The sequence below is a fragment of the Caballeronia glebae genome (assembly GCF_001545035.1).
GTDB classification, from domain to species: domain Bacteria; phylum Pseudomonadota; class Gammaproteobacteria; order Burkholderiales; family Burkholderiaceae; genus Caballeronia; species Caballeronia glebae.
The window spans coordinates 26,643-49,710 of record NZ_FCOJ02000022.1; the positions used below are offsets into that span (position 1 = coordinate 26,643).

Below are 23,068 nucleotides of genomic sequence, written 5' to 3' on the forward strand. Positions count from 1 at the left end.
GGCGCACGCGGGAGAGACCAATGAAAAAACGCTTTGCATTCGCATTGACGCACGGCGCATGCGCCATCGCGCTCACGCTCGCCGGTTGCGCGCAGCCGGAGCAGCGCGTGCAGCCCGGCATGGATCAGCAGGCGATCGTCGCGAAGCTCGGGCCGCCGAAGGAAACCTACGACCTGCCCAACGGCGGCAAGCGTCTCATGTGGCCCACGCAGCCGATGGGATCGACGACCACCGCCGTCGATCTCGATGCGTCGGGCAATACGGTCAGTGTTCGGCAAGTGCTTCAGGAAAACGAGTTCTATCGCGCCGAGGTCAACAAGTGGACGAACAAGGACGTGTTGGTCGCGTTCGGACGCCCGTTCGAGACGGCCTATTTCAAGCGGATGGATCGTGAGGTGTGGTCGTATCGATACATGGAGAACAACATCGACCACATGCTCTTTCATTTTTATTTCGATGCTCAGGGCGTGCTCAGGCAGACGCAGAAGCAGCCCGATCCGAAATACGATCCGAGCCAGCGCAACGTGCTTTAACGGAGACGGTCATGCGCGCAAGAGCAAGCGGTTTCGCATGGGGCGTGCTTGGCGCGCTCTCGCTGTCAGGCGCGTGCGTCCACGCCGCGAACCTGAACTTTCTGAACGACACGCCGATCAGCTACATGAAGCCGCCCGATCGCCAGGCGCTCAATCGCGCCGCGCAGGGCGCGCTCGACACGAAAAAAGACGGCGAGTCGGTTCCATGGAGCAACGAAGGCACGGGCAATCCCGTGCACATAGAAGGCACGGTCACGCCGCGCGACACCGTGAAGAGCGACGGCGGGACGTGTCGCAAGGTCACGCTCACGGCGGTCGCGAAGGGGCAGACGCAGAGCTGGACGCCGACCGCCTGCAAGAAAGACGGCGGCCTATGGCAGATCAAAAAACAGTGAAGTTTGCGCGCTAGAAGCTGACGGCGAAGCCGAACGACACGCCATGCACGTTGTGGCCGAACACGTAGCGCACCATCGCGCGCGTGCGCGTGACGATCACGGGATATCTGCTGCTGTCGAGTTCGAGTCCGACGCCGAGCGACGTCAGGTCGTTGAAGCCGAGCACGCCCGCGCTGTCGCCGAAGTAATGCGAATACGCAGTTTCCAGCACGTAACGCACCGGCCGGTCGAGCGCGGCGAAGCCTGTGGGCGCACGCCAGCGCGCCCACAAGCTGAACTGTTGCGCGGCGGCCGATCCCTGCACCGCTTCCGAGGAACTGCCGAAGCTGCGTAAATAGATATCGGTTGCACGCAGCTCGACATCGATTTCGTAGTGCTCGCGATAATGCTCCAGATCGAGCATCAGCGAGCCGCCGAGACCATACGCATTGAGCGCGCCGTCTTCGAGGAACTGGAGGTTCGTGTTCGCGACGCGATTGAACACTGTCTGCGCGACGCGCAAATCGCTCGCGACGCGGCCGATCATGCCGTTGAGGATCGGCCGAAAGCGCAGTTCGCTGGTGATGGGAAAGTCCCAGCCGATGCCGATCGTCGTGCTCGCCGTATTCCATTTCGCCGGCACGGGACGTTCCTGATTGCCGTCGGTCGCGATGAACGTGGGATCGTAGCGGCTGTACGCGATGGTGCCTTCGAGATAGAGCGGAAACGATCTGCTGAGGGTGAAGCCGCCGCCGAGCTGCGACTGGCCGAAGCCCGGATTGCCGCTCACGCCGCTGTTGATGGAAAGCGAGCTCGTTGTGACGTCGGGCACGGCGGTGTACGACATGATCGCGAGCACGGCGTTCGCGTAGTTCTTCACGTTCGTGCCGACGACCGCGCGATCGGGCGCGGCCTGCGCCTGCGCGATGCCCGGCGCGGCCGCCAGGACGACGCACATCGAAAGGAGTTGCAACCGGCTCGAAGAAAGGATCGGCTTTCGCATGTGCGGAGCGCGCCAGAACGTTGAACGGCTGATTGGTCGTACGTTGCTTCGGCTGCTCCGCCGCTACGTCGTCGCGTGCGCGGAGCCGTTGCCCGATCCCACTGTCATACGAAGAAAATGTAGCGTAACGGTGCGCGCGCGCCAAGCTGTCGGATACGAGTGTGTTCACAGAAGGACCGGGAATTTCCTAAACTGAAGCTATCTCGCGCAAAGCGTCCGGGAGACATCGATGAGACTGAACGAGCCGCGCATGGTGGTTGCCTCGATTGGCGTGTTCATCTGGCTCGCCGGCCTGTATTTCACGATCCACGGCCTTCTGTACGATTTGAAGCCCGAATTCCATTACGGCATGTGGGCGCTCGGCATCGGCATCGTGATTTTCGTCGTCGCGCTCAATCCGCTCGCGCAGCGCAAATCGGCCAAGCGCGACGGGTCGACCTGAGCCGTCCACTGGTGTATTAATCGATGAAACATCGCAGAACTCAACGGAGAATTTTGTAATGGGCGACCTCTGGATGGGCAACGTGGAAGAGTCCACGACCGACGACGAAATCAAGGAATTTCTCTGCCGCTACGGTTTTCCACCCTTCGATTCGGTTCAGCGCGTGACAGGCACCGGCGAGCATCCGGCCGCGGTCGTCACTTTCGATTCGATCGAGCCGCACGTGCTGCGCACGTTCCAGCCGCGCATCCACAACATGTTCTGGAAAAACCGCACGCTCGTGGTGCAGGTCATGCCCGAGCGCAACGAAACCTGACGGCTTCGTGACGGAGCCGCGACCTCGCGCCGCGCGCATCGTCGCGACGGCGGACTCGACGTGGCCGCGCAGATCGCATCGAAAAACATGGGGACACCGCGATGAAAGAAGAGAGGGCTGTCAGCGAATCGAGAGGCGTGCGCGAAGGCGCGGCCGTGCATGAGCGCCTGAACCGGAAACAGTACGAGAAGGAGCTGGCGCGTCTGCATGTCGAACTCGTGAAGTTGCAGGAATGGGCCGTTTATACGGGCGCGAAGGTCTGCGTCATCTTCGAGGGACGAGACGGCGCGGGCAAGGGCGGCACGATCAAGGCGATCACCGAGCGCGTGAGCCCGCGCATTTTCCGGGTGGTCGCGCTGCCCGCGCCCACCGAGCGCGAGAAGACGCAGATGTACGTGCAGCGCTATCTGCCGCATCTGCCCGCCGCGGGCGAGATCATGCTGTTCGACCGGAGCTGGTACAACCGCGCGGGCGTCGAGCGCGTGATGGGCTTTTGCACCGAGGAGCAGGCGAAAACCTTCCTCAAGGGCGTGCCGCTCGTGGAGCGCGCGATCATCGATTCGGGCGTGATTCTGCTCAAGTACTGGCTCGAAGTCGGTCAGGACGAGCAGACGCGGCGTCTCGAAGAACGCATCCACGACGAACGCAAGATCTGGAAGCTCTCGCCGATGGATCTGCGCTCGTATAGCCGCTGGTACGACTACTCGCGCGCCCGCGACGACATGTTCGAGGCGACCGACACGGACACGGCGCCGTGGTATGTCGTGCGCTCCGACGACAAGCGCCGCGCGCGCCTGAACCTGATCAGCCATTTGCTCGCGAGCATCCCGTACAAGGCCGTGCCGAGGGAAAAGGTGAAGCTGCCCAAGCGCCAGAAGGCGGAGGGTTATCGCGAGAGCGAGCGGCCGCTGCGCTACGTGCCCGAGCGCTTCTGAGCACGGTTTCGGCGCACGGGATCGTCATGTCGCATCGCGTGTCCATCGCGCCCGAATGGCTGTTTCACTACGAGAAACAGTGGGCGCGCGCCGATACCGTCGCGGGGCTGACGGCCGCCGCCGTCGTGATACCGAAGGCGCTCGCCTACGCGACGATCGCGGGCCTGCCGGTTCAGGTCGGCCTCTATACGGCGTGCGTGCCGATGCTCGTCTACGCGTTCATCGGCACGTCGCGCGCGCTCTCTGTCAGCACGACGACCACGCTCGCGATTCTCGCCGCGAACGCGCTCGGCGCGACGCTCGCCAACGCCGATCCCCACGCGCTCGCCGCCGCCAACGCGACGCTGACGGCGCTCGTCGGCATCATGCTCGTCGGGGCGGCGTGCCTGCGCCTCGGCTTCGTCGCGAACTTCATTTCCGAGCCGGTGCTCGTCGGTTTCAAGGCGGGCGTGGCGATCGTCATAGTCGTGGATCAGTTGCCGAAGCTGTTCGGCATTCACTATCCGAAGGGATCGTTCTTTCATAACGTCGGCGCGTTCGTCGCGGGCTTGCCGCATCTGTCGGCGAGCACGCTCGCGCTCGCGTTGCTTTCGCTCGCCGCGCTCGTCGTGCTCGAACGCTTCGCGCCGCGCGCGCCGGCGCCGTTGTTCGTCGTCGCGGCGGCGATCGTCGCGGTGGCCGCGTTCGGTCTGCGCGCGCATGGCGTCGAAACGGTCGGCGCGGTGCCCGCGGGATTGCCGTCGTGGACGAAGCCGGATTTGTCGCTCGCCTTGAAACTGTGGCCGGACGCGCTGGGCATCGCGTTGATGAGTTTCACCGAAAGCATTGCAGCCGCGCGCGCATTCGCGCGCAACGACGAACCCGCGCCCGATGCGAACCGCGAACTGCTCGCGACCGGCCTCGCGAACGCGGGCGGCGCATTTTTCGGCGCGATGGTGTCGGGCGGCGGAACGAGTCAGACAGCCGTGAACAGACAAGCGGGCGCGCGCACGCAACTCGCGGGGCTCGTGACGGCGGCGCTCGCGCTCGCCGTCATGCTGCTGTTTGCGCCCCTCATGGCGTTGATGCCGCACGCGACGCTCGCCGCCGTCGTCGTGTTCTATTCCATCGGGCTTTTCAGCCCCGCCGAGTTCCGCGCGATCCTGAAGATCCGCCGCACCGAATTCGTGTGGGCGCTCACGGCATGCGCGGGCGTCGTGCTGCTGGGCACGCTGGAGGGCATTGTCGTCGCGATCGTCGTTTCGCTCTTCGCGCTCGCGCATCAAGTGTCGAATCCGCCCGTGTACACATTGAAGCGGATACCGGGAACGAACGTGTTCCGGCGCGCTTCGTCGCGGCATCCGGACGACGAAGCGTTTCCCGGCCTGTTGCTGCTGCGTCCCGAGGGCCGGATATTCTTTGCGAACGCGCAACGTGTCGCTGAAAAAATCCGGCCGCTTGTGCGCGAGTCCGATGCGAAGATCGTCGTGCTGGATCTAAGCCGCGTTTTCGATGTCGAATACACCGCGCTCAAGATGATGATCGAAGCCGAAGCGCGCCTCGCCTCGAACGGCGTCACGCTCTGGCTCGCGGGCCTGAACCCGGGCGTACTCGCGGCGGTGCGTCGCTCGCCGCTCGGCGCGCTGCTCGGCGAAACGCGCATGTTTTATAACCTCGAACATGTCGTGACTACTTATCGGGAGATTGTTTCGCGCAATGGCCAAGATGCCCCGCGTCGCTGAGTCGCGGCATTTTTTGCCACCTGCTTGTCGCAGATTGCGCTTATATTTTGACGATGGTATCCAGTTCATCGGTCCATGCGTTCGTCATGGCGGCCGATGCATCTGCTTTCAGCGTTATTCCTTGCACATTGTCTTCGCGGAGGTCACGTCATGACGTATGCAGGTCAACTGGCGCGCAGCCAGGAAATCGCGGATAAGGTCGCACGCGTGTTTCAGAAGCGCGCGGAACTCGCGCAGCGGGAGTTCACAGAGCGCGCACGCGATGCGGGCACGCGTTTTTTCAGCAACGGTGGACCGAATCATTTCGACGAAGCGTCCGCGCACGCGGCGAGCCCGTTCAACGGCTACGGCTATGCGGTCGATCTCATGCAGCGCTCCGTTCTCTTCTGGGACACGCTGCGTCAACGCGGCAACAATTTCATCGAGCAGACGAAGCGCGGTCTCGAACCGGTGCTGCATTTCGCGCACGAAATGCTGATCGACGGACGCACTTTCGCGCGGCCCGTGAACTATGCGCTGTTGCGCATCGTGCCGCCCGAGGGCGTGATCATCCACCCGTTGAAACGCCCGTATCTCATCATCGATCCGCGTGCGGGGCATGGTCCCGGCATCGGCGGATTCAAGGACGATTCGCAAGTGGGCGTCGCGTTGCGCGCGGGTCATCCGGTGTACTTCGTCACGTTCTTTCGCGATCCGCAACCCGGCCAGACGCTGCTCGACGTTTGCGCGGCCGAGCAGCAGTTCGTCAAGAACGTGCGCGAACTGCATCCCGATAGCCCGAAGCCCGCGATCGTCGGCAATTGTCAGGGCGGCTGGGCCGCGATGATGCTCGCGAGTTCGCAGCCCGACGATACCGGTCCGCTCGTCATCAACGGCGCGCCGATGTCGTACTGGAGCGGGGCGTGGAGCGAAGGCGAGGGCGACAACCCGATGCGCTATTCGGGCGGCATGCTGGGCGGCACGTGGCTCGCTTCACTAACGGCGGATCTCGGCAACGGCAAGTTCGACGGTGCGTATCTCGTTGAGAACTTCGAGAACCTCAATCCGGCGAACAGCTTCTGGGACAAGTACTACACGCTGTTCGACAAGATCGACACCGAACCGGCGCGCTTTCTCGACTTCGAACGCTGGTGGGGCGGTTACTACCTGATGAACCGCGAAGAGATCGAATGGATCACGCGCAATCTTTTCGTCGGCAACAAGCTGTGGTCGGGCGAAGTGCGCGGCGTGTCGGGCGCGTCGTTCGATCTGCGCGCGATCAAGTCGCCGATCGTCCTCTTCGCTTCGATGGGCGACAACATCACGCCGCCGCAACAGGCCTTCAACTGGGTCGCGGATATCTACGGCAGCACGGACGAAATCAAGGCGCGCGGCCAGGTGATCGTCGGCTTGATGCACAAGAGCATCGGGCACTTGGGCATCTTCGTGAGCGGCAAGGTGGCGAAGAAGGAATACACGCAGATCGCGTCGGTGCTGGAGGCGATCGAGTCGTTTCCGCCGGGGCTGTATGGCATGGAGATCGCCGAGCGCCACGGCGAGAACGGCAAGACCGAATACGAGGTGAGCTTTCACGAGCGCCGTCTCGAAGAGTTGACTGCGCGCTTCAACCGGTTCGAGCGTGTGGACGAATTGCCCTTCGAAGCGGTAAAACAGGTATCGGATTTCAATCAGCGCGCGTATGAAATGTTCGCGCAGCCCTTCGTGCAGGCGATGGCGAACGACACGTCCGCGGCGTTGTTGCGCGCGTTTCATCCGTTGCGCGCGCAGCGCTGGATGTTCTCGGATTTCAATCCGTGGCTCGCGTGGCTCGGCCCCGCGGCGGAGGCGGTGAAGGCCGCGCGCAAGCCCGACACCGAGGGCGACGTGTTGCGTCATGCCGAACATTGCGGCTCCGACATGATCAGTGCGAGCCTCGACTTCTATCGCGCGATGCGCGATGCGACGACCGAGGCGATGTTCTTCTCCGTCTACGGCAACATGTTCTCGGTGCATCGCGCGCAAGAGCACGAGGCGCACGAGGCGCACGAGGGGCACGCGGAGCACGAGCATCGAACCGATCCGCGCGATCTGCCTTTCGTGCAGGAAGCGCTCGCGTCCGTCACGCATGGCGGCTATGCGGAAGCGGTCGCGCGCGTCGCGTGCCTGCTGATGCGTCGCGACGAGCCGTTGCCGCTCACGCGCATGGTGCTGCGTCAGGAACTCGCCGCGGACTATGCGGAATATCTGCCGCAGATGCCACGCGACGAATGGCGGCGCATTCGCGGCGAACAGGAGATCATCGTGCGCTACGAGCCGGAGCAGGCGCTTGCCGCGTTGCCCGATCTGCTCGACGACATCGAGGACCGCAAGAAGCTCCTCACGCTCTTCGACAAGCTGCACGACGACAGCCGCATGCAAGGCTTCGAGCCGACGGCCGCGCAACACGACATGCTCGCGCGCATCCGCGCGGCGCTGCCTGTCAAAACCGGGCGCACGGCAAGACGGTCCGCGCCCGCGCACTGAAAATCAGGCGGCGCATCTCACATTATTTCGGAGTAGATATGAATCAACCGCGCGAAAAATATGTACGGCTCATCGAAGTTTGCAAGACCTTGCCGCCGCTCTCGGTGGCGGTCGTGCATCCGTGTGACCGGACCTCGCTGGAAAGCGCGGTGAAGGCGCACGAGATGGGCCTGATCGCGCCGCAACTTGTCGGGCCGCGCGATCGCATTCGCGAAGTCGCGGAGGAGTGCGGTCTCAACATCGCGGGCTTTCCTATCGTCGATGCGCAGCATAGCCACGAGGCCGCGGACAAAGCGGTGGAACTCGTGCGCGAGGCGAAGGCCGAAGCGCTCATGAAGGGCAGCCTGCACACCGATGAAATCATGGCCGCGGTCGTGAAGCGCGACGGCGGCCTGCGCACGCAGCGGCGCGTGTCGCATTGCTTCATCATGGACGTGCCGGGGCATGACGACGTGCTCATCATCAGCGACGCGGCGATCAACATCACGCCGACGCTCGCCGATAAAGTCGACATTGTGCAGAACGCGATCGATCTCGGCCACGCGCTGCGCTTTGCGGAAGTGCGCGTCGCGATTCTCTCGGCAATGGAAACGGTGAACCCGAAAGTGCCCTCGACACTGGAGGCGGCCGCGCTCTGCAAGATGGTCGACCGGCATCAGATCACGGGCGCGCTCGTCGATGGACCGCTCGCGCTCGACAACGCGATCGATCCCGAAGCGGCGCGCACGAAGAAGATCGATTCGCCCGTCGCGGGACGCGCGAACGTGCTGATCGTGCCGGATCTCGAAGCGGGCAACATGCTCGCGAAGAGTCTGTCTTTTCTCGCGAACGCGGATGCCGCGGGCATCGTGCTCGGCGCGCGCGTGCCGATCATTCTGACGAGCCGCGCCGATTCGCTGCAATCGCGGCTTGCGTCGTGCGCGATCGCGTCGCTCGTGGCGTCGAAGCGCCGCGAAGATGCGCAATTGATGGGGTGAATACATGGCGGATGTCATTCTGGTTCTCAACGCGGGTTCGTCGAGCATCAAGTTCAGCGCGTTCGATGTCGAAAGTGACGAACTCGAACTCGTTACGCACGGACAAGTGGAAGGCTTGTTCAGCGCGCCGCATTTCATCGCGTTCAATGCGAACGGCGAGAAGTCCGCGGAGCATTCATGGGGCGAGGGCGCGAAGCTTGAGCACGCCGATGCGATCGCGCATCTCGGCGCGTATCTGCGCGGGCATGGCGTGGGGCATCGTCTGATTGGCGTGGGGCATCGCGTCGTGCATGGCGGCGCGCGCTTCACGAAACCCGTGCTGACCAGTCCCGAAGTGCTCGACGAACTCGACAAGCTCACGCCGCTCGCGCCGCTGCATCAGCCGCACAATCTCACGCCGATACGCATCGTCGCCGAGCGCAATCCGGGCGTGCCGCAAGTCGCGTGCTTCGACACGGCCTTTCACGCGACGCAATCACCGCTCGCGCAGGCGTTCGCGCTGCCCGAATCCATCACCAAGAATGGCGTGCGGCGTTATGGCTTTCATGGTCTCTCTTACGAATACATCGCGAGCGCGCTGCCCGATATCGCACCCGATGCGGCGCGCGGGCGCACGGTCGTCGCGCATCTGGGCAACGGCGCGAGCCTGTGCGCGATGCATGCGGGCAAGAGCGTTGCGAGCACGATGGGCTTCACCGCCGTCGACGGCCTCATGATGGGCACGCGTTGCGGCAATCTCGATCCGGGCGTGATCCTCTATCTGCTCGACGAACTCGGCATGAACGCGCGCGACATCGAAGACCTGCTGTATCGCAAGTCGGGATTGCTCGGCGTGTCCGGCGTGTCGGGCGACATGCGCGCGCTTCTCGCGAGCGGCGACGAACGCGCGCGCTTCGCCATCGATCTTTATACGTATCGCATCGGCCGCGAACTTGGCTCGATGAGCGCCGCGCTGCAAGGGCTCGACGCCATCGTGTTCACTGCGGGCATCGGCGAGCATTCGAAAGAGATCCGGCAGCGCGTGTGCGAACAGGCGGCGTGGTGGGGCATCGAGCTGGATGCGAAAGCCAACGAGAGCGGCGGCCCGCGCATCAGCACGACGTCGAGCAAGGTGAGCGCATGGGTGATTCCGACCAACGAGGAACTCATGATCGCGCGTCACACACTGGCATTGATCGAGGACTGGCGCGAAGGAGCATCCGCATGACACTGAACGTTCCGCAGCCTGTGCTGAAGGGCGCGAAGGCGCTCGTTACCGGCATCGCCAACGACCATTCGATCGCCTACGGGTGCGCGAAGGCGTTCCGTGAACTGGGCGCCGATCTCGCCATCACGTATGCGGACGAGAAGGCGCGTCCTTATGTCGAACCGCACGCAAAAGCCCTCGACGCGCCGATCTTCATGCCGCTCGATGCGTCGAGCCAGGACGAGCTGGAAGCGGTGTTCGCGCGTATCGCGAGCGAGTGGGGCAAGCTCGATATCCTCGTGCATTCGATCGCGTGGGCGCCGAAGGACGATCTGCAGGGCGGCCTGTTGAACAGCTCGGCCGAAGGCTTCGCGAAGGCGATGGACATCTCCTGCCATTCGTTCGTGCGCATGGCGCGGCTCGCTGCGCCGCTCATGAAAGACGGCGGCACGATGTTCACGATGAGCTATCACGGCGCGAACAAGGTCGTCGCGAATTACAACGTGATGGGGCCGGTCAAGGCCGCGCTCGAAGCGTGCGCGCGCTATCTCGCTTACGAGCTTGGTCCACAGGGCGTGCGCGTGCATGCGATTTCACCGGGGCCGCTCAAGACGCGCGCGGCGTCGGGACTCAAGGACTTCGACCTGCTGTTGACCGAAGCCGCGCAACGCGCGCCGCTCGGCGAGCTGGTCGACATCATGGACGTCGGCTTCACGTGCGCGTTCCTCGCGACGCCGTTCGCCCGGCGCATGTCGGGCGAAACGCTTTACGTGGACGGTGGCGTGCACATCATGGGATGAGCATGTTCAACTGGCTTTTCCGGCGCGATGCCGAGAGTTCGCGTGACGACGTCAAGGAGGCGCTCGGCCGCATCGTCGCGCTTGCGCCTCAGGTGCGCCTCGCGAGCCGCTACGAGTCGCGGCTCGCGCCCGTCGCCGGCAAGACGCTCGACCATGCGCACGAACTGGTCGCCGCGCTGCTGCCGCCGCGTGACGCGGCGCCGGACGCATGGGCGGACGACCCCTATTTGCGCGCTAAATTCGCGACGCCGGACGACGTCGCGCGCGTGATCGGCGAGTCGCACGAGGTGCGCGGCTGGTTCGACGGCCACATCGCCGCCGATCACGCGTTCGCGGTGTTGGGCGCGACGCTCGTCGAGCGCAGCGTGCTCGTCGCGGCGGTCGAAGGCGGCGCGATGCGCTCGGATGTCGCGCGCACGGCGGTGAGCTTCGACGACAAGCGCATGCGTTTTTGCAGCGGAACCGATGAAGCGCTCAGACGGGAACTCGTGCAGCGGATCGTCGAGCAGTTCGTGCTCGAAGCGATGTCGCGCGTCGCGCAGAAGGAAGCGCGGCGCGACGCGTTGCAGGAATATCGCGCGTTGCTGAGCGCGCGCATGCAGATGCTTGGCCGGCGCGGCGCGGGCATGAGCAGCCTGATCGCATCGACGGATCTCGCTGGCGACGCCACGCGGCTTCAGCGCGATTTCGAGGAGAACGAGGCCGCGCTCGCAGCGCTCGGATCGCCCGCCGATTCCATCGAGATGCAGCTTCAGACGATCGTCGAATTGCTCGCCGAGCCGGCGGCGCTCGTCTCCGTCACGCATCGCGAGCTGTGTCTGAATCAGATGAACTTGCTGATGGAAGAGCGTTGCGACGAGCCGCACGCGGACATCGACATTCAGCTCGCGCACCTGCCGACGCAGCCGCCGCAAACGCGCGCCGTCGAGATCGTGCGCATCGCGCGGCGCGATGTGCCGCCTGCCGGCGCCGCGTTTGAGGAGGCCGCGCGGTTGGTGCTGTGAGGCGGGAAGTCTCAGGGGCCGTCCCTTTGCAAAATACGTCGCGTACCTCTCCGCTAAGAAGTGTTCAACGATGATATGGTTTGATCGAATCAACGATTATTTCTTTACACGTCAAAACGATGTCAAGGCCAATATTAGGATTGAGATCAAACTTGACGAGTCCATTGGATTCATCCGTCAAGTTGATATCTCTAATCCATGCTTCTTCGAGCATCGCATTGATATCGATGTTTCCGCTTTTAATCTCCAACAGTTTGATTGTCACTAGATAGTCGGCGCCACCGTCCACAGGGCGCGGACCGTATCGGTTGTGAAGAATCTCAAGCGTCAGGTCGACCAAATCACGCTCGCAACCCGGAATGAGTGGCTCGCCCGTATCGTTCATATGCGACGATCTCGTCCTCTGCATGAAGAACGATTGCACGGCCGAATCATGAAACGACGGGTATTCCCCGAATATCTCAAGAAACAGGAAGCCATTCTTCGCCAATTCCCAGCCGAAAGTCTTTGCATTCATATTCATCTCTTCAAGAAAATCTAGCGCCGGGGTATTGGCGACATAGGTAAGTGAGCCGGGTCACGAAATATCCCCATTCGGGAAACGGCATATCGCCTCCGCATTTTCACAGGAGTGCTAATCCTAGCGGGAGGCAGGCTTGACTTTTTGAAGGTGTCTCGAAAACAGCGACGGATGGCTGGCAGCGGTGTGCAAAATCCGCTCGAAAGCCGTTGCAAGGAGCAGCAGCATCAGATCAAACAGACTTCGACGGGCGCGTGCGGTCACATAGCCAAGCTCGAAGGTCACTCGGGAGCACTTCATTCGGAGCGCTTTTACTTCACCCCCTTGCCCCCCATCGCCGTCGCAATATCCCGGCTCACGCTCGCGAGCGCGCGGCTGTGCGCGGCCACGAGCGCATCCCAGTCGCTGCCGTTGACCGGCTCGCGCACGAGCGAACGGCCGTCGAGCGCGTTGTCGTCGCCGAAACGGCGCACGGACCAGTGCGCATCGATCACGACGGCATCGCCGGGCACGGATTCGAACTGCTGGATATCAACGCGCACGCGCCACGCGTTCGCATCCGCGATTGCGCGCGAGGCGGGCGCGACCCGGTCGGACGCGAGCAGCAACGCGAGATCGCCCGCGATGGCATCGGCGATGCTGCTCCTGAGCGGCTCGCCCCAGCGCGCGTATTCGTTGAGCGTGACTTCGTTGCTCGTGTCGCGCGTGACGATCTGCGGCCGGTCGACGAGATCGGGCACCGTGACCGGTCCGACGATCACCGGCCGCGAGTCGGCGCGCGCGGTCGTCGCGGTGAGCGACGGATCGGCGCTCAATCGATAAAAGCTCGCGCGCGGCGAACTGCATCCGGCGAGCATCGCCATGCAAACAACGACAGACACGAGTAGGGGCCGCATCACTTCTTGTCCTCCGGCTTGCCGCGCAGCAACGCTTCCGGATGCTGCTGCAGATAATCCGCGAGGCTGCGGAACGAGGCGGCGGTGCGCGTCAGTTCGCGGATCGCTTCGGCCGTGTCCTGCTGCAGGCCGGAACCCGGCATGAGCGTGGAATGCGCGGCGTCGAGCGCGGCGCGCGCGGCGGCCAGTGTCGTGGCGGCTTGCGGCACGACCTCCGTGTTGAGGCCCTGCATCAGCCGCGTCGTGCTGTCGAGCGTGTGCTGCGCGCTCGCCGTAAGCTGCTCGATCGGCAGCTTGTCGATGCGCGTCATGATGCGGTTGACCGAGTCCTGCAGCGAGTCGAGGCCGCTCGGCGTCGTCGGCATCTCGGGCGGCGAGCGGTTCCAGTCGATGCTCGCTTTTTTCGCTTGCGGGAAGAAGTCGATCGACACATACAACTGGCCCGTCAGCAGGCTTCCAGTGCGCAACTGCCCGCGCATTCCGCGCGCGACGAGCAGGTCCGCGAGCTCCTTGCGGTCGTCCACGAGCCGCCCGGGTTTCGGCACGGTCGCGAAGCGCGACGTGAAGCGCTCCGGATAGAGGTTGATCTCGACCGGTATGCTGATGCGCTTGGTGATCGGATCGAAGCGCGTGTAAATGGCCGACACTTCGCCGATCTGAATGCCGCGGAATTCCACCGGCGCGCCCACGGCGAGGCCGCGCACGGAACCGTCGAACGCGAAGACATATTTGTCGACGATATTTTCCCGCACGCGCAACGCCTCGGTGCGCGTCGGATGCAGCGTGAAGGTCGTGTCGCGCGGCGCCTCGGCCCAGTTGAGCGACACGGCGGGCGTCTCGAACGCGAGTCCGCCGATCAGAATCGACACGAGCGATTGCGTGTTGACCTTGAGACCGTCGGTGCCGAGCGTGACGTCGATGCCGCCGGCCTGCCAGAAGCGCGAATCGGCGTTCACGTAACGGTCGTAGGGCGCGTTGACGAAGATGTGCAGCGTGACGCCGCTGCCGTCCTTGTCGAGTTCGAACGCCGTCACCTGACCCACTTGCAGACGGCGGAAATAGACCGGCGTGCCGACATCGACCGAGCCGAGATCCGGCGCCTTCAGAATGAATTGCCGCCCGGGCACGTCGCTCGCGAAAATCGGCGGCGTTTCGAGGCCTGTGTAGTTGCGCCGGTCCTCCTTCGCGCGGCCGATATCCATGCCGATGTACGCGCCCGACAGCAGCGTGCCGATGCCCGACACCGAGCCGCCCGCCACGCGCGGGCGCACGACCCAGAAGCGCGTATCGTCGACGAGCATCTTGGTCGCGTCGCGCGTCAGTTCGGCCGTGGCGACCACGCGCGTGTAGTCGTTCGAAAGCGCGACCGATTTCACGAGGCCGATATCCACGTCCTTGAACTTGATCTTCGTCTTGCCCGCTTCGAGCCCTTCGCCGGTCTTGAAGCTGATCGTGACGGTCGGCCCTTTCTCCAGCACCGCCTGCGCCGCGAGCCAGATGCCGATCGCCACGGCGACCAACGGCACGATCCAGACCCATGGAATGCGCCAGCGTCCTTTCGGCACGACTTCGGCATCGGGCGTGTTCATCGCGATCCTTCCCCGGTCGGTGGAAAATCCCAGATCAGGCGCGGATCGAACGACATCGCCGCGAACATCGTCAGCACGACGACCGCGCCGAACGCGATCGCCGCCGGTCCGGCCTCGATCGTCGCCATCGCGCTGAACTGCACGAGCGCGACGAGCACGGCGATCACGTAGATGTCGAGCATCGACCAGCGGCCGACGAACTCGACGAGACGGTAGACGCGCGCGCGAAACGCGCTCTGCTGCGTCATCCGGAGATTCGCGCTCGTGGCGAGATAGCCGATGGCGAGGATCTTGAGCATCGGCACGGCAATGCTCGCGATGAACACGAGCACCGCGAGCGGCGGCGAGCCGGAGGTCCACAGATACGCGACGCCGCTCAGGATCGTGTCCTTCTGCGCGCCGAAGAGCGAGCTCGTGTTCATCACCGGGAGGATGTTCGCGGGGATGTAGAGAATCGCCGCCGAAATCAGAAACGCCCACGTGCGCGAGAGGCTCGCGGGCTTGCGCAGATGCAGATGCGCGCCGCAGCGCGGGCAGCACAGATGGCGATGACGCTGCATGCCGCGCGTGGTAAGGCCGCAATCGTGACACACGCAGATGCCGCTTTCCGTCGCGGTGCGCCCGTCGAGCGGCGTGTCGGCGGGCACGCCGGGCGGCGCGCTTTCGACGCGCTGCCACATCGCGCGCTCATCGAACGACGATGACGCCGCGACGAGCAGCAGCATCAGCGCCGCGAGCGACCACAGCGCCGGCCCCGTCACCACCGAGGCGATATGCGCGAGCTTCACGACCGCGACGAGCAGGCCGAGCATCAGCACTTCGGTCATGCCCCAGTTGCGCGCGACGCGCAGCAGGCGAAACACGGCGTCGGCGCGCCACGGCCGGCGGTTCAGATAGAGCGGCAGCAGCAGCCACACCATGCCGAGCGCCTGAAGCGCGGGCATCAGGATCGTCGTGATGAAGATGAGGCCGGCGAGCGGCCACATGCCGTCGCGATACAGCACGCGCACCGCGCCGAACAGCGTCGTCTCGACGAGATCGCCGTTCACCGCGAGACCGACGATCGGAAACGTATTCGAGATCAGCCACAGCACGCAGGCGGCGAGCGCGTAGGCGAGCGCGCGATCGAAGCCGCGCGCCCGGCGCCGGTACAGCACGGCGCGGCAGCGGCAGCAACGCAGCGCGCCGCCGGGCGGCACGTCGCGCTCGCGCTGCATCAGATCGCATTCGTGGCACGCGATCAGCGGCCGTGCGTCGCGATTGTCCGAAATGGCCGTGTTCATTGCACCGTCTGCGAAGCGGGCTGGCCCGGTTTGGGCGAATCGGCGGAAGGCGTCGCCGACTGTTGCTGCGTCGTCATCTTGTCGGCCGCGACGACCCAGCCGCCGCCCATCGCCTTGTAGAGCGTGACGAACGACACGAGCGCCGCGGCCTGCGTCTGCGTTGCCGAAAGCTGCGCGTTGAACAGACTGCGCTCGGCGTCGAGCACTTCGATATAGCTCGTGTAGCCGCCTTCGTAGCGCGCCCGCGCAAGACGCGAATACGTGGAGAGCGCCGTGACCTGGCGGCCCTGCACTTCGAGCTGCTCATGCAGTTTCTGCGAGGCGATGAGCGCGTCGTCGACTTCCTGGAACGCGACCTGGATCGCCTTCTCGTAGGTCAGCAATGCCGCCTGCTGCTGCGCTTCGGCCGACTGCACCTGGCCCGAGATATTGCCCGCCGTGAAGATGGGCTGCGTGATCTGCCCGGCGAACGACCAGATGCGCGACGGTCCCGTGAAGAGCGACGAAAACTGGCCGCTCGCGGTGCCGAGCAGACCCGTCAGCGAAATCTGCGGGAAGTAGAGTGCCCGCGCCGCGCCGATGAACGCGTTCGCCGCGACCAGATCCTGTTCCGCCTGCAGCAGATCGGGCCGCCGCTCCAGCAAGTCCGAAGGCAGGCCGGAGGGAATCACGGGCGTCGCGAGTTCGCCGAGCGTCCGGCCGCGCACGATCGGCCCCGGATTCGCGCCGAGCAAAATCGAGAGCGCGTCTTCCTGCTGCGCGATCTGCGTTTCGAGCTGCGGAATCGTCGAGAGCGAGGCTTCGTATTCGGACTGGCTTTGCGCGAGTTCCATCTGCGAGACTTCGCCGCCTTCGAAGCGCAGCGTGAACACATGCACCGATTCGGCGCGGCTCTGCGTCGTCGCTTTGGCGATTTCGAGTTGCTTGTCGAGGCTGCGCAGATTCAGATACGACGACGCCACCGACGCCACCAGCGACAGGATCGTCGCGCGCCGTCCTTCTTCGCTCGACAGAAGATTCGCGCGCGCGGCTTCGGTCAGCCGCCGGTTGCGGCCGAAGAGATCGAGTTCCCATGACGCCGCGACCGACGCCTGGAAGTCGTTGTACACGGGACCGAAGCCGCTGAGCGGTTGCAGTCCCGCCGCCGAAGCGCGCTGCCGCGATGCCGTCGCGCCCGCCGATATCTGCGGGAACAGCGCCGAGCGCGTCGTGACGAACTGGCCCATGAACTGATCGACGCGCGCCGCCGCGATCTTCACGTCCTTGTTGTTCGCGAGCGCGGTCGAGATCAGTTCGTCGAGAACCGGGTCCTGAAACTGGTGCCACCATTCGGTGTTCGCGGTGTCCGCGACTTCGCTGGCGGCGAAGCGATACGTCGCCGGCGTCTCGACCGGCTGACGCGAATAGTTCGGACCGAGCAGGCAGCCGGACAGCGTCAGCGCGGCGGCAATGCCTGAAAGCGAGAGAACGAGCCTGGCGCGCCGCATGTCAGTCTCCCTTGTCCGGAGCGGACGGCGAGGCATTGCTGCCGCCGCCTTGCGCCTTCGTTGCATCCGTCGTGGGCGCGACGCCATCCTTTTTCTTCGAGCGCGAGGACATCGTTTCCAGTCCCCAGAAGAACATCGGGATGAAGAACACGGCGATGACCGTCGCGCCGAGCATCCCGCCGATCACGCCCGTGCCGATCGAATGGCGGCTGTTCGCCGATGCGCCCGTCGCGATCGCGAGCGGCACGCAGCCGAGAATGAACGCGAGCGAGGTCATCACGATCGGGCGCAGACGCTCTTCGGCGGCGGTCATGGCGGCGTCGTAGATGGACGAGCCCGCCTCGCGATTCAGCACGGCGAACTCGAAGATCAGAATCGCGTTTTTCGCGGCGAGCGCGACGAGCATCGTGAGACCGATCTGGAAGTACACGTCGTTGTTCAGGCCGCGCAACAGGATCGCCAGCAGCGCGCCGAAGATCGCGAACGGCACCGCCATCAGCACGCCGAACGGCAAACTCCACTTCTCGTACTGCGCGGCGAGGATCAGGAAGACCATCACGAGGCCGAACACGAACACGAGCGCCGACGAACTGCCCGACTGCTTCGCCTCGTAAGCCTCGCCGCTCCACCCGATGCCGTAATCGGTCGGCAAGCCCGTCGCAATGTCTTCCAGCGCCGCTATCACTTGCCCCGATGCGTAACCGGGCGCGGCGTTCGCCGTGATCTTCACCGCCGGGAAATTGTTGAAGCGCGTGATCAGGTCCGGGCCGGTCACGTAGCGCGTGGTCACCACGGCCTTGAGCGGCACCATCTCGCCGGTCTTGCTCTTCACGAAGATCTGCGTGAGATCGTCCGGCTTGATCCGATACTGCGGCTCTGCTTGCAGAATCACCTGCCACAGCCGGCTTGAGCGATTGAACTGCGAAACGTACAACGAGCCGAACATCGTCTGCATCGCGCTATAGACGTCCTCGACAGGCACGCCGAGCGTTTCGGCCTTGTCGCGGTCGACATCCGCGAGCAGTTGCTGCGACGACGCGTTGAATGTCGATGTAACGCCCGTCAGCTCGGGCCGCGCTTTCGCCTTGGCGACGAAATCGTCGACGATGCCGGCGAACTGTCCGATCGTCGCATCGCCCTTGCTCTGAATCCACATCTCGGTGCCGCCCGTCGTGCCGAGACCCGGAATCGACGGCGGATTTAGCGGCACCACGATGCCCTCTTTGATCTGCGACAGATTCTTGTACGCGTCGACGAGCACGGCGCGCGCGTTCTGCGTGCGGATATTCGCCGATTTATAGCGCTCCTCGAAACTCTTGAAGCCGACGAAGAACGTGGACGCATTGTTCTTGTTCTGACTGTCCAGAAGGCTGAAGCCGTCGACCGTCGTGATGCTGCCGACCGCCGGCTGCTTCATGAAGTATTCGGTGACGCGGTCAGACACGGCGCCGGTGCGGTCGAGCGAAGCGGCATCGGGCATGATCACCGCGCCGAGCAGATAACCCTGATCCTCGGGCGGCAGGAACGCGGTGGGAATGTCGCGCATCATCACGACGGCGAGCACGATTACGCCGACGAAAACCAGAAGCGCGATCATGAAGCGCTTGATGATAAACCGCACCGCGCTCACGTAGCCCCGCGTCATGCGCGCGAACTGGTTGTCGAACCAGCGGAAAAAGCCCTTTTTCTCGTGATGCCCGGGTTTGAGCAGCAAGGCGGCGAGGGCGGGCGACAAAGTCAGCGCGACGATCCCCGAGATCACCACCGATATCGCGATGGTAATGGCGAACTGCTTATACATCTGCCCTGTGATGCCGCCGAGGAACGCGACCGGCACGAACACCGCGCACAGCACGAGCACGATCGCGACGACCGGCCCGGCCACCTCGTCCATCGCCTTCTTCGCGGCGGTTTTCGGATCGAGCTTGTGCTCGTTCATGTTGCGCTCGACGTTCTCGATCACGACGATCGCATCGTCCACGACAATCCCGATTGCGAGCACCATGCCGAACAATGTCAGCATGTTGATGGAGAAGCCGAGCGCTTCCATGCCCATGAACGTGCCGACGATCGACACCGGCACCGCGATCACCGGAATCAACGTCGCGCGCAGGCTTTGCAGGAAAACGAACACGACGATCACGACCAGCACGACCGCTTCGAAGAACGTATGCACCACGTCGGAGATGGACGCGCGCGTGAACTCCGTCGTGTCCATCGCGATTTCGTAGTCGATGCCCTGCGGGAACGTCTTCTTCATTTCCGCGAGCGTCGCGCGCACTTGCTTCGAGACGTCGAGCGCGTTCGCGCCCGGTTGCTGATAGACGGCGATCACCGTGGCCGATTTACCCTGGAAACGGCTGCGGATCGAGTAGTCTTTTTGTCCGAGTTCGGCGCGTCCCACGTCTTTCAGACGCACGATCGCCGCGCCGCCCGACTGCGCGCGAATGATGATGTTCTCGAACTCGGCGGGCTCGGTGAGCCGCCCGGTCGTCGTCACCGCGAAGGACTGTTCGACGGGCGCGCCGGTCGGCGATTGCCCGAGGCGGCCGACGGCGAACTGCTGATTCTGATTGGCGACGGCGCGCTGCACGTCGGCCGCCGTGATGCCGAGTTGCGCCATGCGGTCGGGTTTGAGCCAGATGCGCATCGCGTAATCGGGCGTGCCGAAAATGCTCGACTGGTTCGCCCCGGGAACGCGCTTCAACGCGTCGAGCACATACACGTTCGCGTAGTTCGCGATATACGTCGCGTCATAACGATCGTCGGGCGAATAGATGGCGAGCACCATCATGAACGCCTGCGACTTCTTCTGGACCTGTACGCCCTGACTGGTGACGGACTGAGGCAGTTGCGGCAGCGCGAGGTTCACGCGGTTCTGCACGTCGACCTGCGCGAGTTCCGGATTGGTGCCGATCTGGAAGTACGCGTTGATGGTCAGATTGCCCGTCGACGAACTCGACGAGCTCATGTAGATCATGTTGTCCGCGCCGTTGACCTGCTGCTCGATCGGCGCGGCGACGTTGTTCGCGACGACGTCGGCGCTCGCGCCCGGATAGGTCGCGGAGACCGTGATCTGCGGCGGCGTGATGTCGGGATACTGCGCGGTGGGCAGCGCGAACATCGTGAGCGCGCCGCCCAAAGTGATGATGATCGATATGACCGACGCGAAAATCGGACGGTCAATGCAGAAATGTGAAATGTTCATTGGCCTCTTCCGCGCGACGTGCTTGTATTCGAATCAAATCACTTCACTTTTCGGCGCCGCCGCCTGCTTTCTTCGCCTCTCCGAGCGACGCCTCCTGCGCGCCCGAGGCCGGCGTGCCGCCCGCGGCTGGTGCGGCGGGCGCCGCGACTACGCGCACCTGCGTATCCGCGCCGACGCGTATCGCGCCATCCACGATGACGCGCTCGCCCGTCTTCAGGCCGCTCGTGATGAACCAGTCGTCGCCGTGCCATTCGCCGACTTCGACGACACGCTGATGCGGCTTCGATTGCTCGTCGAGCACCCACACGAAGTGACTCTTCGCGCCCTGCAGCACGGCGCGCTGCGGCACGAGAATCGCGTTGGGCCGCACCGCGCCCGAGACACGCGCCTTGACGAACTGGCCGGGGCGCAGCGTGCCCTGCGGATTGGCGAACACCGCGCGCACGAGGAAGGTGCCCGTCTCCGTGCTGAAGGCCGGATTCGTGAAGTCGATGTGGCCGGTCTGCGGAAAGATCGAGCCGTCCGCCTGGATGACGGTCACATCGAACTTGTTGTCGGGCGGAAAGCGCAACTCGCCTTTCTTGATCTGCTCGCGATAAGTCAGCAGTTCGTTCTCCGAGATGCTGAAGTTCACCCACATCGGGTCGAGCTGATAGACATACGTGAGCAGGCCGCCCTGAGTCGGCGTCACGTAACTGCCTTCCTGCACGCGCGCGAAGCTGGAGAGGCCCTTGAGCGGCGAGCGGATCGTCGTGTAGCTCAGGTTCAGCTCGGCGGTTTGCACTTCGCCTTTCGCGGCGATGACGGCGGCCTCGGCGCTCTTCTCGTTGCCGATGGCGTCGTCGAGATCCTTCTTGCTCAACGCGTTCATCGCGGCGAGCGGCTTCACGCGCGCGAGATTCTGCTGGGTGACGAGCAGGCGCGCCTGCTGTTGCGCGAGCGAGCCCTTGGTGGTCTGCAGCGCGGCCTCGAAGGGTCGTTTGTCCATGATGAACATGACCTGATTGGCCGAGACGAGCGCGCCTTCGGTGTACATGCGCTTTTCCAGGAAGCCGTCGACGCGCGCGCGTATTTCGACTTCGCGCGAACTCTGCGTCTGCGCGGTGAAGTCGAAGTCGACGGACGTCGATTGCGCCGCGACGGTCACGGCGGTGACATCGACGGCGGGCTTCTGCGCTTCCGGAGCCGGCTTCTTGCACGCCACGAGCGAGAGCGTCGCAATCGCGGCGGCGGCGGCGAGCCGCATTGCGCGCATGGAGCGCGACGGTCGAGCGAACGAGCAGCAGTCCAGAACCTGTTCCGACACGAACGCCATAGGCGCCTCCCCCGTTGGGATAGCCGATCGTTGATAAGCGAGCGCGCACAAGTCGCCTCGCCACGGCAATGCTCGCGGTGTGCGTTTCGGCGAATGCGTCCCTGGAAAGCGTGCGCTTCGCCGTGCGCCTTCGCCATGCGATGAAAAACGCGCGGGACAGGACTTAGGGCGACGTCAGCGAGCCCGATGCTTGTGATGTGTCGTAGCTGCCTCCGGTTTTGACGGTCGAGTTATAGCCAGAGATGCTCACGGTGCGCCACCGAATGGCGCTCACGTGCGTGACGAAACTACTAATAGCTGAATACGGATGAAAACGCCATAGCGTTTATCGCCATTTTGGCTGGCGCCGTGGATCGGCATGCGCAGCAATTACTGAACTGTCGTGCGGGTTGAGGAATCGCCGTCGGCGGCGCGAAGCTATGGATCGCTTAGCATGCCGGCGATTCATGATGACGAAAGATGAAATGCCGAAGAGAAATGAAACGCCGAAGCGAAATGTCGATGTCGCGGGAGGGACACCATAACGCCGCCGCCATGCGCCCGGGCTTGCGGGCGCATGGCGGCGCGCGTAAATCACAAATGCCCGAACAATGCCCGCGGCCGGTCCTTGAGCGTGCCCGCCAGCATCCTCAATCCGCTGACGAGCTGATCGCGGCTTTCCGCGCAGGCGAGATTGATGCGCACGCCGTGCTCGATCTCCGAGCGATCCACCGCGAACGCCGACGACGGCATCACCACCACGCCGCGCGCCTTCGCATTCGCCGCGAAATCGTCCGCGCGAATGTCGGCGATCTGCGCATTCATGATGTGCTGCGCCGTGCCGTCCTCGATCCAGACGGTCGCGATCAGCATCGACAGCGGCGCGGGCATCCACGACGTCGTGCGCACGGCCTCCGCACGATGCGTGGCGCGGTTTCGATTCAGCCGCGCTTTCAATCGTCCGATGTTTGCTCGCAGCAGATTTTCTCTCAACTCAA

20 protein-coding genes and 1 pseudogene are annotated in these 23,068 nt (G+C 63.9%); 11 read left to right on the plus strand and 10 right to left on the minus strand.

Annotation, left to right across the window (positions count from 1 at the left end; genetic code table 11):
- Nucleotides 1-20: 20 nt before the first annotated feature.
- Nucleotides 21-533 carry a hypothetical protein gene (locus tag AWB82_RS16735; protein WP_086969096.1) on the plus strand — a complete coding sequence of 171 codons (513 nt, stop codon included), beginning with the start codon at nt 21-23 and terminating at the stop codon, nt 531-533.
- 11 nt (nt 534-544) lie between these two features.
- Nucleotides 545-928, plus strand: a complete 384-nt coding sequence (locus AWB82_RS16740; protein WP_086969098.1) for an RT0821/Lpp0805 family surface protein — start codon at nt 545-547, stop codon at nt 926-928.
- A 10-nt stretch (nt 929-938) separates the two neighbouring features.
- Here the strand turns inward: AWB82_RS16740 and AWB82_RS16745 are convergent, their stop codons facing one another.
- Nucleotides 939-1,865: a hypothetical protein gene (locus AWB82_RS16745; RefSeq protein WP_235023333.1), complete on the minus strand. Its 927-nt coding sequence runs from the start codon at nt 1,863-1,865 to the stop codon at nt 939-941.
- A 274-nt stretch (nt 1,866-2,139) separates the two neighbouring features.
- Here AWB82_RS16745 and AWB82_RS16750 point away from each other — a divergent pair, with 274 nt between their 5' ends.
- The 9 genes from AWB82_RS16750 to AWB82_RS16790 all read left to right on the plus strand — a co-directional run bounded on the left by AWB82_RS16750 (nt 2,140) and on the right by AWB82_RS16790 (nt 11,793).
- Nucleotides 2,140-2,352: a DUF2964 family protein gene (locus AWB82_RS16750; RefSeq protein WP_235023330.1), complete on the plus strand. Its 213-nt coding sequence runs from the start codon at nt 2,140-2,142 to the stop codon at nt 2,350-2,352.
- Between the two features lie 58 nt (nt 2,353-2,410).
- Nucleotides 2,411-2,668 (plus strand): RNA recognition motif domain-containing protein, encoded by a 258-nt coding sequence (locus AWB82_RS16755; protein ID WP_086969104.1) that lies wholly within the window; start codon nt 2,411-2,413, stop codon nt 2,666-2,668.
- A 101-nt stretch (nt 2,669-2,769) separates the two neighbouring features.
- Nucleotides 2,770-3,603, plus strand: coding sequence for a polyphosphate kinase 2 (gene ppk2, locus AWB82_RS16760; protein WP_096031434.1), 834 nt, complete (start codon nt 2,770-2,772; stop codon nt 3,601-3,603).
- Between the two features lie 26 nt (nt 3,604-3,629).
- A complete protein-coding gene (locus AWB82_RS16765) occupies nt 3,630-5,324 on the plus strand; it encodes a SulP family inorganic anion transporter (RefSeq protein ID WP_086969106.1) in 1,695 nt (564 codons plus the stop codon).
- Between the two features lie 150 nt (nt 5,325-5,474).
- Nucleotides 5,475-7,826, plus strand: coding sequence for a DUF3141 domain-containing protein (locus AWB82_RS16770; protein WP_086969108.1), 2,352 nt, complete (start codon nt 5,475-5,477; stop codon nt 7,824-7,826).
- Between the two features lie 38 nt (nt 7,827-7,864).
- Entirely contained in the window at nt 7,865-8,803 is a 939-nt protein-coding gene (locus tag AWB82_RS16775; protein ID WP_235023331.1) for a phosphate acetyltransferase, read from the plus strand.
- Between the two features lie 4 nt (nt 8,804-8,807).
- Entirely contained in the window at nt 8,808-10,010 is a 1,203-nt protein-coding gene (locus AWB82_RS16780) for an acetate/propionate family kinase (RefSeq protein ID WP_086969110.1), read from the plus strand.
- Nucleotides 10,007-10,789: an enoyl-ACP reductase FabI gene (fabI, locus tag AWB82_RS16785; RefSeq protein WP_086969112.1), complete on the plus strand. Its 783-nt coding sequence runs from the start codon at nt 10,007-10,009 to the stop codon at nt 10,787-10,789. Before AWB82_RS16780 ends, fabI begins: the two co-directional genes overlap by 4 nt.
- 2 nt (nt 10,790-10,791) lie before the next feature.
- A complete protein-coding gene (locus tag AWB82_RS16790; protein ID WP_086969234.1) occupies nt 10,792-11,793 on the plus strand; it encodes a hypothetical protein in 1,002 nt (333 codons plus the stop codon).
- Nucleotides 11,794-11,857: 64 nt separating this feature from the next.
- Here the strand turns inward: AWB82_RS16790 and AWB82_RS16795 are convergent, their stop codons facing one another.
- From AWB82_RS16795 to AWB82_RS16830, 9 genes and pseudogenes are all read right to left on the minus strand, one after another.
- Nucleotides 11,858-12,310, minus strand: coding sequence for an Imm50 family immunity protein (locus AWB82_RS16795; RefSeq protein ID WP_235023332.1), 453 nt, complete (start codon nt 12,308-12,310; stop codon nt 11,858-11,860).
- 123 nt (nt 12,311-12,433) lie between these two features.
- A complete protein-coding gene (locus AWB82_RS37665; RefSeq protein WP_159462596.1) occupies nt 12,434-12,598 on the minus strand; it encodes a hypothetical protein in 165 nt (54 codons plus the stop codon).
- A 26-nt stretch (nt 12,599-12,624) separates the two neighbouring features.
- Nucleotides 12,625-13,209: a PqiC family protein gene (locus AWB82_RS16800; RefSeq protein ID WP_086969117.1), complete on the minus strand. Its 585-nt coding sequence runs from the start codon at nt 13,207-13,209 to the stop codon at nt 12,625-12,627.
- Entirely contained in the window at nt 13,209-14,798 is a 1,590-nt protein-coding gene (locus tag AWB82_RS16805) for a PqiB family protein (RefSeq protein WP_086969119.1), read from the minus strand. The genes AWB82_RS16800 and AWB82_RS16805 overlap by 1 nt, the downstream gene beginning before the upstream one ends.
- A complete protein-coding gene (locus tag AWB82_RS16810; RefSeq protein ID WP_086969121.1) occupies nt 14,795-16,081 on the minus strand; it encodes a paraquat-inducible protein A in 1,287 nt (428 codons plus the stop codon). The genes AWB82_RS16805 and AWB82_RS16810 overlap by 4 nt, the downstream gene beginning before the upstream one ends.
- Complete coding sequence (locus AWB82_RS16815) at nt 16,078-17,568, minus strand: efflux transporter outer membrane subunit (RefSeq protein ID WP_086969123.1); 1,491 nt, start codon at nt 17,566-17,568, stop codon at nt 16,078-16,080. The genes AWB82_RS16810 and AWB82_RS16815 overlap by 4 nt, the downstream gene beginning before the upstream one ends.
- Before the next feature lies 1 nt (nt 17,569).
- Nucleotides 17,570-20,776: an efflux RND transporter permease subunit gene (locus tag AWB82_RS16820; RefSeq protein WP_086969125.1), complete on the minus strand. Its 3,207-nt coding sequence runs from the start codon at nt 20,774-20,776 to the stop codon at nt 17,570-17,572.
- Between the two features lie 43 nt (nt 20,777-20,819).
- Complete coding sequence (locus AWB82_RS16825; protein ID WP_086969127.1) at nt 20,820-22,091, minus strand: efflux RND transporter periplasmic adaptor subunit; 1,272 nt, start codon at nt 22,089-22,091, stop codon at nt 20,820-20,822.
- A 573-nt stretch (nt 22,092-22,664) separates the two neighbouring features.
- A pseudogene (locus tag AWB82_RS16830) lies at nt 22,665-22,988 on the minus strand (PLP-dependent aminotransferase family protein); the annotation flags it as partial.
- Between the last annotated feature and the right edge of the window lie 80 nt (nt 22,989-23,068).